Source organism: Brevibacterium siliguriense (assembly GCF_900105315.1).
Taxonomy (GTDB): domain Bacteria; phylum Actinomycetota; class Actinomycetes; order Actinomycetales; family Brevibacteriaceae; genus Brevibacterium; species Brevibacterium siliguriense.
In genome coordinates this window covers 1,223,514-1,235,487 of the sequence record NZ_LT629766.1, presented here as the reverse complement: position 1 = coordinate 1,235,487, position 11,974 = coordinate 1,223,514, and the positions used below count along the sequence as shown (strand labels likewise).

General features: G+C 65.9%; 10 protein-coding genes. 6 read left to right on the top strand and 4 right to left on the bottom strand.

The genetic code is table 11. From position 1 onward, the window contains the following. Window positions 1–5 precede the first annotated feature (5 nt). Window positions 6–887, top strand: coding sequence for a trehalose-phosphatase (gene otsB / locus BLU88_RS05345; protein WP_157688978.1), 882 nt, complete (start codon window positions 6–8; stop codon window positions 885–887). Window positions 888–931: 44 nt separating this feature from the next. On the opposite strand, the gene BLU88_RS05340 is transcribed toward otsB, so the two are convergent. Then, window positions 932–1,993, bottom strand: a complete 1,062-nt coding sequence (locus tag BLU88_RS05340) for a substrate-binding domain-containing protein (protein WP_092010851.1) — start codon at window positions 1,991–1,993, stop codon at window positions 932–934. Further along, window positions 1,990–3,057 carry a LacI family DNA-binding transcriptional regulator gene (locus BLU88_RS05335; protein ID WP_092010848.1) on the bottom strand — a complete coding sequence of 356 codons (1,068 nt, stop codon included), beginning with the start codon at window positions 3,055–3,057 and terminating at the stop codon, window positions 1,990–1,992. Before BLU88_RS05335 ends, BLU88_RS05340 begins: the two co-directional genes overlap by 4 nt. Before the next feature lie 191 nt (window positions 3,058–3,248). Here BLU88_RS05335 and BLU88_RS05330 point away from each other — a divergent pair, with 191 nt between their 5' ends. The 5 genes from BLU88_RS05330 to BLU88_RS05310 all read left to right on the top strand — a co-directional run bounded on the left by BLU88_RS05330 (window position 3,249) and on the right by BLU88_RS05310 (window position 9,368). Continuing rightward, window positions 3,249–3,956 (top strand): ABC transporter ATP-binding protein, encoded by a 708-nt coding sequence (locus tag BLU88_RS05330; RefSeq protein ID WP_231939615.1) that lies wholly within the window; start codon window positions 3,249–3,251, stop codon window positions 3,954–3,956. A gap of 3 nt (window positions 3,957–3,959) precedes the next feature. Next, window positions 3,960–5,288: a DUF4032 domain-containing protein gene (locus BLU88_RS05325; RefSeq protein WP_231939614.1), complete on the top strand. Its 1,329-nt coding sequence runs from the start codon at window positions 3,960–3,962 to the stop codon at window positions 5,286–5,288. Between the two features lie 137 nt (window positions 5,289–5,425). Then, window positions 5,426–6,289 carry an SDR family NAD(P)-dependent oxidoreductase gene (locus tag BLU88_RS05320; protein ID WP_231939613.1) on the top strand — a complete coding sequence of 288 codons (864 nt, stop codon included), beginning with the start codon at window positions 5,426–5,428 and terminating at the stop codon, window positions 6,287–6,289. A 149-nt stretch (window positions 6,290–6,438) separates the two neighbouring features. Further along, a complete protein-coding gene (locus tag BLU88_RS05315) occupies window positions 6,439–7,938 on the top strand; it encodes an amino acid permease (protein WP_092010845.1) in 1,500 nt (499 codons plus the stop codon). Window positions 7,939–8,291: 353 nt separating this feature from the next. Beyond that, window positions 8,292–9,368, top strand: a complete 1,077-nt coding sequence (locus BLU88_RS05310; protein WP_092010052.1) for an IS110 family RNA-guided transposase — start codon at window positions 8,292–8,294, stop codon at window positions 9,366–9,368. A gap of 52 nt (window positions 9,369–9,420) precedes the next feature. Here BLU88_RS05310 and rlmB read toward each other — a convergent pair whose 3' ends face one another. Both rlmB and cysS read right to left on the bottom strand, forming a co-directional pair. Then, window positions 9,421–10,359, bottom strand: coding sequence for a 23S rRNA (guanosine(2251)-2'-O)-methyltransferase RlmB (gene rlmB, locus BLU88_RS05305; RefSeq protein WP_092010842.1), 939 nt, complete (start codon window positions 10,357–10,359; stop codon window positions 9,421–9,423). A gap of 60 nt (window positions 10,360–10,419) precedes the next feature. Then, window positions 10,420–11,871 (bottom strand): cysteine--tRNA ligase, encoded by a 1,452-nt coding sequence (gene cysS / locus BLU88_RS05300; protein ID WP_092010839.1) that lies wholly within the window; start codon window positions 11,869–11,871, stop codon window positions 10,420–10,422. Window positions 11,872–11,974: the final 103 nt, after the last annotated feature.

Below are 11,974 nucleotides of genomic sequence, written 5' to 3'. Positions count from 1 at the left end.
TCTCAGTGACGACCGATCCGACCGTATCCGCGCCCGCCGTCTCGGCCCCCGCCGAGGTGGCTCTGCGTGATCTCGCCACCGCCGATTCACTGTTGTTGGCTTTGGACTTCGATGGGGTGCTCGCACCTCTTCAGGACGATCCGTCGACCTCGCGGATGGTCCCCGAATCGGCAGCGGCCATCGCCGCACTGGCACGCCTGCCGCATACTCGGGTGGCATTGGTGTCCGGGCGGGACATCGCAACACTGCGGCAACTGTCGCAGGCCCCGGACGGGGCCTGGCTGATCGGTTCGCATGGAGCGGAGGCCGAACTCGAGGGTGGGGCCCATGGCGCCTCGGCCCCGGTGGTTCGGTCTCCCGAACTCACTCCGGCCGAGGCGGAGATGCTCACCGCCATCGATGCTCATCTCGACGCGTTCGAACACACTCTTCCGGGCGGACACGGCACCTCGGATTTCCTCATCGAGGCCAAACCCTATTCGCGGACGGTCCACACTCGCGGAATCGCAGCCGAGGCAGCCGCGGCCCTGCACGGCCACGCCACCGAGGTGGTCGAGGAGTTTCCGGACATCCGCGTCATCGAAGGTCACGACATCACCGAACTCGCGGTCAAGCAGGCCACGAAAGGTGATGGCATCCGGCTGCTCGCCCGTGCCGGCGAGCCCACGGCGATGGGCTACCTCGGCGACGATGTCACCGATGAGGACGCCTTCGCGGCCCTCGACGAACTCACGGACTCCCGTGCCCTCGACTCCGGCCTGACCCTCAAGGTCGGGTCCGCACAGACTTGCGCATCGTGGCGGATCGCCGACCCGACTGCCGTGGCCGCACTGCTCGACCGCCTCGCTGCCGAACGCACGGAATTCCTCCGCTCCGTCGACAGCTGAGGTCGGGTCGCCTCGGAGAGGATGACCTTGAACGAATTCCGAGCTCAGCGGCGCTGCGGGGGCACGGCGCTGGCGCGGAGGACGAGGTCCGGGTCGACCGTGTAGTCGACATGCACGCGCGCGTCACCGGCTGAGATCATCGCACGGATCTCGTCGATCGCGGACTGCGCCACGGTCGCCCAGTCGTAGACGACTTGCGACAGCGGCGGTTGGACGACATCGGCGTCGGGGACGTCTCCGACGGTGAGCAGGGACAGGTCGCGGGGCACGTCGAGCCGGAGCCGCTGGGCGGCCTCGAGCATGCCGAAGGATAGAGACGGGGCACAGGCGATGACGGCGGTGCAGCGCAGGTCGAGCAGCTCCTCGGCGGCGGCGACTCCGGCCATGGCACCGCCGGCGGCCTCGACGACGGGGGCCTGATCTCGGGTGGCGGGGATGTGGAGGATTCCGGCCATCGATCGGCGGAAGCCGGCGATCCGGGCAGGGGCCGCCGAATCGCGCAGCACGGCCAGTCCGATGCGTTTGTGACCGAGGTGGACGAGGTGGGCGACAGCCGTGTCGATGCCGCCAGTCGCGTCGAGGTAGATGCGCGAGATCCCGTCGTCGTGGCGGGCATTCGAGATGCGGATGAGCGGCAGTCCGCGTTCGGCGAGCATTCCCGCGAGCACACCGGCTGCGCCGCCGCCGACGACGATGGCTCCGGAGATCTCCGGTCCGCCGTGTTCGCTGCCGAGGATGGTCTCGAGCAGGGTCTCGTTGCGTTCGGCGATGGCCTCGATGTGGACGACGGCGATGCCGAGTGAGAACATCCGGTTCGTCAGGATCTCCGCGAGCCGCGAGTACGGGTCGACGTTGCCTGCCGACACCGCGGGCTTGATGAGCGCGATGAGCTGGGGTCCGGAACCGGCTCCGTCCCCGGTTCCCGCGCTCGGGGCCTGCCCGGTGGCGCCGAGGATCGCCAACGCCTGGCGCACCTTCGCCAAGGAGGCGGCCGACACGGATTCGGCATCACGCAGTGCTCTGGAGACGGTGGCCTTCGAGACCCCGGCGGTGCCGGCGATCTCGGCTAGGCGGACGTGTCGGTGCTCGGGCGGGTGGTCGCTCATTGGCGGGCCGCCGTCGTCGAGGTCCGGGCGACGAGCCTGGGACGGAACACCGGCGGCACCGAGGGCAGGCCCGTCGTCGAGATCCGCAGGGTCTGCAGGGTCGCGGCGATGAGGGCATTCGACAGCCCTTCGACGTCGAGGCCGAGCACCGTGGCCGGAGGGCCTGTGAACTTCATCGTCGGGGAATCGCCGAACCCGACGATCGACATGTCCCGTGGCACCTGCAGATGTCGATTCCGCAGACCGTAGAGGGCACCGTGCAGCTGAAGAGCGGACTGGACGATGACCGCGGTGCACGTCGCATCTTTGAGTTCGAGGACGGCACGCGAGCCTCCGGAGAACGACTTCGGCACCCGTGAGATCCAGTCCTCGAGGTTGAGACCTAAGTTTCTGGCCGGATGTTCGGCGAGGAAGCGGCGGATGAGCTGGACCGCCAATTCACCGCTGTCATTGCAGATCAGCCCGATCCTCCGGTGACCGATCGCGCGAAGATGTTCGAAAGCGGTGGTCATCCCACCGCCGAGGTCGAGGCGCGCGGCGATGACATCGGCGCCGCCAGCCCCGGTCGTTCCGGCACCGGTCGCTCCCGATCCAGCCGATCCCGACTTGGTCGATCCCGCCACGGAGACGTCCGTTCCGGGGCTGCCATCCTCCTCGGTGGCGGACTGTTCGTCGACGCGGATGCATGGGATCTCCGCGTTCAGACTCGTCATCGTCGTCGTCACCAGGGCCACGGCTCCGGCGTCGATCGCGGTCTGCAGAGGTTCCGGGTCGGTTTCGACGAGCGGACGGGTGACGAGGAGATCATGATCCTGCAGGGTCTTGGCCACACGGGTGCAGACCTGAACCTGCCAGTGTTCGGGGTTGCCGGGGGCGCTGACGGCCACGAGCCGCCTCGGCGCATCATGGAGCAGGGTCGAACGCGAATAGCCGAGCTCACTCATCGCCTCCAGCACCTTCGCCCGCGTCGACTCGGCGACGGCATCGCGGCGGCCGAGCACTCGGGAGACCGTGGCCAGAGAGACCCCGGCCCTGGCGGCGACCTCGTCCAACGTGACCTTCATACGAATCAGTCTACTTTCGCACCGCGGTATGCGTCGGCGCACAGCCGGCGTGCTGAGAATCACTCTACGCTTTGTCGAATTCACAGGGCACCCGAACTCTTCACCCCTTAGGATGAGAGTGACTGAGCATCCCCGCCAGGTCACCGACGACCGGCTGCTCACGGAGTCATTCAGAAGTTTTAGGAGGACTAATGTCAACGGTGTCGTTGAATGGCCTCAGTCATGTCTACGAGAACACGACGTCCGAATCCGTTCATCCCTTCAATCTCTTCGTCGACGACGGCGAGTTCCTCGTCCTCTACGGCCCCACCGCCTCTGGCAAGTCGACGATCCTGCGGATGCTCCACGGCCTGGAGACTCCGAAGACCGGCACCATCCTCATCGACGGCGCCGATATCACCCACGCCGCCGTCAACGACCGCGATGTGACCCTGGCCTTGGAGAGCTACGCGCTCTACCCGCATATGAGCGTGCGCGACAACCTCGGTTTCGCGCTGCGCGTCGACGGTCTGCCCGCCGATGAGATCCGGGAACGCGTCGAATCCGTGATGGACAAGATCGGGCTGGGCGACATCCTCGATTCGGTCCCCGGCGACCTCACCCAGCTGCAGCGCCAGACCGTGGCCCTGGCCCGCGCCGTAGTGCGCCGCCCCAAGGTGCTCATCATGGACGAACCCGTGGTCAATCTCGTCCCCGAACAGCAGACGGAGACCCTGTCGCTGATCAAGAGTCTGCAGCAGGAGTTCGGGCTGACGACGATCTATGCCACCTCCGATCTCGAGGACGCGAAGATCCTCGGCGACAGGATCGCCTTCCTCGACCACGGACGGCTCATCGGCGTGGAGACACCCGACCTCGCCGAGGCGCTCGTAGCCTCGGTCTCCGACTCGGACTCCTGAGCCGTGTCGGGCACCCCGCCAACGCCGGACCCGTCATCACAGGCTACACCGCCGTCGACGACGTCGGCCGGCACTGCTCAGTCGGCCGGCGCTGCTGTTCCCGCACCGGAGATCCTCACCGTCCGAAACACCGACCGAGCAGCACTGGCCGAACTCCCCTGGCACCTGCCCCTGGCGGAATGGCCGGAGACGCTCCTCGGCGGTCTGCCCCGCGGAATCTCCCGCCACGTTGTCCGCTATGTCGAGATCGGTGACGAGGTCCTCGCGATCAAGGAGACCGACGACGCGCAGGCGCTGCGTGAGTTCGACATCCTCGGTGCGCTCGGCAACCTCGACGTCCCCCTCGTCGAACCCCGCGCGTTCGTCGGAGGTCGCCGGACCGAATCGGGCGAGGCGCTCAAGGGCGCCCTCATCACCGCCTACCTCGAGTTCTCCCTGCCCTACCGTGCGCTGTTCTCCCGCGACTTGGCCGAGGACACGGGAGGCCGCCTCGTCGACGCACTGGCCGTTCTCCTCGTCCGTCTCCACCTCGTCGGCTTCTACTGGGGAGACGTGTCCCTGTCGAACACGCTCTTCCGCCGCGATGCCGACGCCTACGCCGCCTATGTCGTCGACGCCGAAACCGGTGAGCTGCACGACCAGCTCTCCGACGGGCAGCGGAATATGGACCTGCGGATCGCACGGATGAACATCGCCGGTGACTTCCTCGACCTGCAGGCTGCGGGACTCGTCGCTCCCGAGACCGATCCGCTGGCGGCCGGTGAGCGACTCTGCGAGTCATACGATGCGCTGTGGGCGGAGCTGACTCGGGTCGAGGAATTCAGCGTCAACGAGCGCTGGCGCATCGACGAACGCATCCGCCGCCTCAACGACCTGGGCTTCGACCTCGGCGAACTGACCGTGACGACCGACATCGACGGCATCAGCCTCCTCGTGTCCCCGAAAGTCGTCGAACCCAACCATCATTCCAGGCGCCTGCTGCGCCTGACCGGGATCGGCGCGAACGAGAACCAGGCCCGGGCGATGCTCAACGACCTCGACTCGTTCCGCTCGGCGCCCGAAATCGCCGAATTCGATGAACTCGACGAGTCCCAAGCCGCCCGCCGCTGGCTCGACGAGGTTTACAAGCCCCTCATCCAGGCGATCCCGGAGAACCTCACCCGCAAGCTCGAACCCGGGCAGATCTTCTACGAATTCGCCGAACATCGCCGCATCATGGCCCGCGCCCGCCAACGCGACATCCCTACGATGGAGGCCATCGCCTACTTCATCGTCGACTACCTGGCGAACCTCCCCGACGAGATCCGCTACGTCGACAGCAAGAAGTTCTGAACCCCTCCCCCGAGGCGGCCCATGTTCCACAAGGTGAAACGGGGAAGGCGGGGCCGCCTCGGCGGGCATACCTTTGAAGTCCACGGAGGCGACATCGGTGTCGTCCCGGTACCGAACCCCGCGCGGAAGGATTCCCGATGTCGACGAACGAGCCGATGCCCACGAATGAGAACAACCCGTCGATCCCGTCGCTGTTCGACCTGAGCGGTCGCACCGCAGTCGTCGTCGGGGCCGGCTCCGGCCTGGGGCAGGCCAGCGCGATCGGGCTCGCCGATGCCGGGGCGCACGTCGTCGCCGCCGATCTCAACCTCACCGGCGCCGAGGAGACCGCCGCCCTCATCGCCGACCGTCGTTCCGGATCCGCCGCCCACGGAGCCGCCGATGGCGGGTCCGACGACGGGCCCGCCACGGCGGTGGCCGTCGACATCACGGACACGGCGTCGGTCGATGCGCTCGTGGACGCGTGGTCCGATGCCGAGGTCCTCGTCGTCACCCCCGGTGCGAATGTGCGCAAGCAGCTGACGGACACGACCGATGACGAGTTCGACCGGGTCATCGACATCAACCTCAAGGGCACGTACCGGCTGATGCGCGGATTCGGTCGCGAGATGGGTGAGCGCGGCCGCGGATCGATCGTCACCTACGCCTCGTTCCGGGCGCTGGCCATCGAACCCGGTCAGGGACTGTATGCGGCGGCCAAGGCCGGGGTCGTGCAGCTGACGAAGACGATGGCCAGCGAACTCGGAGGCAGGGGAGTGCGGGTCAATGCGATTCTGCCCGGACCTTTCGACACACCCCTGACCCAGCAGATCAAGGCCGACGGGAAGTGGTGGGACGCGTACGCGGACAAGACCGCCCTCGGCCGCTGGGGCCGCCTGCACGAGATCGCCGGGCCCGTCCTCTTCCTCGCCTCGGACGCGTCGAGCTATGTCACCGGGCATTCGCAGCTCGTCGACGGTGGATGGATGGCGCAGGACGGCCGATTCACACCCGACGTGTGAGGACTGTGCCGTGTGAGTGCTCGGTCGCACGAGATCCCTGCTGTGCACGCCTTCTGCCGTGTGAGATCGGCGACGCCGCGGGGCAGGTTCGCCCGTGATGGTGCGGAGGCCCGGCGAGACAATATTCATGTGTATGCAAGAATATTCATATGACCGTTTCGCAGACACCGTCCACCCCGCCGGCACACACTTCCACAGGAGTGCTGCGGCAGCTGGGGCGACGCAAGTCGATCAGCGCCATGACCGCCGAGGCCCACACCGATGCGCAGACCGCGCAGTCGGGTGGACTGCGGCGGACCTTCGGCGTCTTCCAGCTGACGATGATCAGCGTCGGCGCGACCTTGGGTACGGGAATCCTCGTCATCCTCGGCGAGGCGGTCCCCGTGGCAGGTCCCGCCGTCTGGATCGCGTTCGTCCTCGCCGGAATCACGGCATTGCTCTCAGCTGTCAGCTACGCCGAGATGGCCGGAATGGTGCCGGTGTCCGGGTCGAGCTATTCGTATTCCTATGCCACTCTCGGTGAGGGCGTCGCCTGGGTCTGCGGCTGGTGCCTCGTCCTCGAATACGCGGTCTCGGTCGCAGCGGTCGCCGTCGGCGCCGCCGACTACGTCAACGAGACCCTGCGCGTCTTCGGTCTCGAACTGCCCCCGTCCCTGACCACGGGGCCGGGCCTGGCCGACAATCCGGATGGAATCATCAACATCTCGGCCCTCATCGTCGTGGCCTTGGCAACCATTCTGCTCATGCGCGGCGCCCGTGAATCCGGTGTCGTCAACACCATCCTCGTGTTCGTCAAGATCGGCATCCTGGTCTTCTTCGCCATCGTCGCGTTCACCGCGTTCAAGGCCGGCAACTTCTCACCGCTGCTGCCGATGGGAGCCGCCGGCGTCACCGCGGCCTCCTCGAGCGTGTTCTTCTCCTATATCGGCTTCGATGCCGCATCCACGGCCGGTGAGGAAGCGAAGAACCCGCGACGGGACCTGCCGCGGGCGATCATCTTCTCGATGCTCATCGTCACCTCGATGTACGTCCTCGTCGCCGTCACTGCGATCGGCGCACGGCAGTGGCAGTGGTTCGACGGCGTTCATGCCCCGCTGGTCCAGATCGTCGAGGAGATCACCGGGTCGAACCTCGCGGTGCTGCTCTTCGCCGTGGCCGCGGTGCTCGCGATCTTCTCCGTCGTCATCACCGTGCTCTACGGTCAGTCGCGGATCCTGCTGACGATGGCGAGGGACGGAATGGTGCCGAAGATCTTCGGGGTCGTCTCCCAGCGCACGGGCACTCCCCTGATCGGCACTCTCATCGTCGGCGGCCTCGTGGCCATCACTGCGGCGCTCATTCCGCTCGGCGAACTCGCCGATGCCACGAGCATCGGCACCCTGTTCGCGTTCTGCCTGGTCAATATCGCAGTCATCTACCTGCGGTTCAAACGCCCCGACCTCGACCGCTCATTCAAGGTTCCTTTCGGGCCGGTAGTGCCCGCACTGGGAGCCCTGGCGTGCGCATTCCTCATGGTCAACCTCGGCGGGCGGACCTGGATCGTCTTCGCTGCATGGATGGCCGTCGGGGCCATCGTCTACTTCACCTACAGCCGCCGCCACTCGGTCGTCGGCCAACTCAGCGAAAACGCCTATCAAACCACCCTCTGACCCCCTTATTACTACCTGACGGCGGCCCAGATACCTCGCGCTGTGAGTATTGACAGTGGCTGGTCTGGGACTGGCTGGCAGAGTAGGTGTTGGCCTCTCCGTCCAGTGATCGTGACTCCACCTCGCGCTGACCCACACCGTGGTGTCTTGCCCTCGATTTGTCCGATCACATGGATGGTGCGGCCGGCACCAGCTCGGCCCACATCGGTAACTTGATCAGAAGGCTGTCCACCCCCGAAAATCCAGGGGTGTGACTCATCACAGTGTTGTTCCGAAGTGATCTCTAACCCGGACCGGTACCGGCCGCAAGCGGCCACGCAACCCATCGGTCAAACAGGGAGCTTCGAACCGCTATGTCTATTGTCGCGCACTTATACAGTTTCTTCATCGGTGTTGATACACACGCCAGAAACCACGTGTATTCCATCGTCACCAACACTGGAATTCTCGTCGAAACCCGTTCCTTCCCCACCACGTCAGCAGGAATCAAACGAGCCCTCACCTGGGCCGGCAGGCGCACCAGCGGTGACCTCGACACCCTCTGGGTCGTTGAAGGTGCTGCCTCGTACGGTGCGGTGCTGACCGGACACATCGCCGCAGCCGGGTATCCGGTAGTCGAAGCCGGGCGTATGGATGCCAAAGCCCGCCACGGTGTCGGTAAGAGCGACGAGCTTGATTCCCGCCGGATCGCGGCATCTGTATTGCCTCTCGACGCCGATCAACTGCGGTGGCCGCGTCACGGTGAAGGTGTCCGGCAGGCGCTGCGTGTCCTGCTGGCAGCCCGGGACGCGATGACCACGGAACGGACTCGGATGATCAACTCCCTGACAGCTCTGGTGCGCACCATCGATCTGGGCATCGATGCCCGCAAGTCATTGACCAGTGACCAGGTCGACGAGATCGCGAAATGGCGGACCCGCAACGAAGACGTCGACTTGTCCACCGCCCGGGAAGAAGCGATCCGTCTGGCCAAACGCGTCCTCGTTTTGAACGATGATCTGCAGACCAACCATGACAGGCTCACCGAGCTTGTTGAAGCTAGTCCGGCCGCACCCTTGCTGGATGAGCCCGGGATCGGCCCATTCAGCGCCGCTGTGTGCTTCACCGCGTGGTCCCACCCGGGGCGGGTGCGGAACGAGGCCGCGTTCGCAGCTCTGGCGGGAGTGAACCCGATACCTGCGTCGTCGGGCAACACGCGCCGGCACCGGTTGAACCGGGGCGGGGATCGGCAGTTGAACCGGGCCCTACACACAGTGGTCATGAACCGAATGGTCCATGACGAACGGACCAGGAACTACGTGGCCCGCCACTACGGTGAAGAACCGACGAAGAAATCCAAGAGGGAGATCAAGCGCAACCTCAAACGGTATCTAGCGCGCCGGGTCTACAAGATCCTCAACGCGCTCGATACCGTTCCTCAACCCGCTTGACAAGACATAGAAGGATCGAGGTATCTGGGCCGCCGTCAGGTAGTAAGGGGGTTCAGGGGCGGCGGGCTCTGGCTACTTCGTAGAGCGAGACGGCCGCGGCGATGCCGGCATTGAGCGACTCGGTGGCTGCGGCGATCGGGATCGACACGATCTGGTCGCACTTCTCAGAGATGAGTCGCGACAGACCCTTGCCCTCGGAGCCGACGACGATGCACAGCGGGTCGCGGGTGAAAGTGAGTTCGGGCAGGTCGACGTCACCGTCCATGTCGAGGCCGACGACGAAGACATTCTGCTTCTTCAGCTCGTCGATCGCCCGCGCCAGGTTGACCACCTGCGCCACCCGGATGCGCGAAGCGGCACCGGCGGAGGTCTTCCACGCCGCTGCCGTCATCGAGGCCGCACGACGCTCGGGAATGATCACCCCATGACCGCCGAAGGCCGCCGTCGACCGGACGATGGCACCGAGGTTGCGCGGATCGGTGATCCCGTCGAGAGCCACGAGCAGCGGCGTCTCGGCGCGATCGGCCGCATACTCGAGCAGGTCGAAGGGATCGGCGTAGTCGTACGGCGGGACCTGCAGGGCGATGCCCTGGTGGATCGCGTCGTCCGTGAGCCGGTCGAGGTCGGGCTTGCTCGCCTCGAGCATCGAGATGCCGCGCTGAGTCGCCAGAGTGATGGACTCGCGGACCCGATCATCGGAATCGATGCGCCCGGAGACGTACATCGCGGTGGCCGGAACGCCCTCACGCAGAGCCTCGAGGACCGAATTGCGCCCGGCGACCATATTCGGCCCGAGCTCCTTCTTCTTCCGCTTCGCCTGCGCAGAGGCGTTCGAGCTCTTGCGCTGCTGCGCGGCCTTGTACGCCTTGTGATAGACGCGATCCTCTGCCTTGGGCGTCGGCCCCTTACCGCGCAGGCCGCGCTTGTTCTTACCGCCCGACCCCTTGGTCGGGCCCTTCTTCGAACCGCCGGAGCGGGGATTGGAAGCCATCTGAATCCTTCGAATGCGTTGGGGTCGCGAGCTCATGCCCGTGACCGAAAGTCGTCGTCCTCAGCCCTCGCCGAGGTGGTAGCGGTACCCGTCGGCTGTGTCCTCGATGATGACGCCGGCCGCAGCCAGTTCGTCACGCAGGGCGTCCGCGGTGGCGAAGTCCTTCTCCGCCTTCGCCTCGGCCCGTCGCTCGGCCATGGTGGCCACGAGGGAGTCGAGTGCAGACTCCGCCTTGGCATCGGCCGCCGATCCGGCCCAGACCGCAGCACTGGGATTGACGCCGAGGATGTCGAGCATGAGCTCCACCTCGGCGACGATCCGCGCCAGCTCCGCCCGGTCGCTGCCGGAGTCGAGGAGCTTCGCCCCTTCGCTCACGGAGGCGAAGACCACGGACAGCGCCCGTGGCACACCGAGGTCATCGTCGAGTGCGGCAGCGAATTCGGCGGGAACATCGACGCTGCGCCCGGCGTAGGAGTCGCCGACGTCCGGCAGCGCCGGGGCGTCGGCGCCGAGTGCCTGGCGAGAGCGCTGGAGGAAGTTCTGGAGTCGTTCGAGTGAGGCCGCGGAGCGTTCCATCGCCTCGTTCGAGAAGTCGAGGATCGACCGATAGCTGGCACCGGTGAGGAAGTAGCGCACAGCCAACGGGCTGAACGTGTCAAACAGGTCGGAGGCGAAGACCGAATTGCCCAGAGACTTCGACATCTTGTCTCCGCCCACGTTGAGCAGGCCGGAATGCATCCAGATGTTCGCGAACCGATCGCCGGCGGCACGGGACTGCGCCAACTCGTTCTCATGATGAGGGAAACGCAGGTCGAGTCCGCCGCCGTGGATGTCGAAGTTCGACCCCAGGTACTTCGTCGACATGGCCGAGCACTCGATGTGCCAGCCCGGCCGGCCCCGTCCCCACGGCGAGGGCCAGGACGCGGTGATCGGCTCGGTGTCCTTGTGCGCCTTCCACAGCGCAAAGTCACGAGCGTCCCTCTTCCCGCGCAGCTCGGCGCCCTCGGACAGCTCCATGTCCTCGAGCTTCTGATTCGTCAGCGCCCCGTAATCGCTCCACGAGGCGGAGTCGAAGTAGACATCGGCGCTGCCGTCGAGCGCGGGGTAGGCATGACCGGCCTCGATGAGGCGGGAGATGAGTTCGATCATCTCCGTGATGTGCCCAGTCGCGCGCGGCTCGCTGCTCGGCGGCAGCACGTCGAGAGCGTCGTAGGCGGCAGTGAAGGCGCGTTCGTACTTATAGGCGTGAGCGAACCATTCCCGCCCCTCTTCGACGGACTTCGACAGGATCTTGTCGTCGATGTCGGTGACGTTGCGGATCATGATCACCCGAAAGCCGCTGTAGAGCAGCCACCGCCGCAGAGTGTCGAACACCGAGGCCGACCGCAGGTGGCCGATATGGGGTTCGCCCTGCACCGTGGCACCACAGACATAGATACCGACCTGACCCTCGTTGACGGGGCGCAGTTCTTCGGTCGTGCGGCTGGCGGTGTTATAGAGCGAAATAGTCACGTCACAAGTCTACCGGGCCGCGGAGCGTTCGCCGTTTCTGAGAATTCGATACTAGACTGTTATGCGGCTCACGTGATGCGCGGCACATCGCACAGTGAATTCC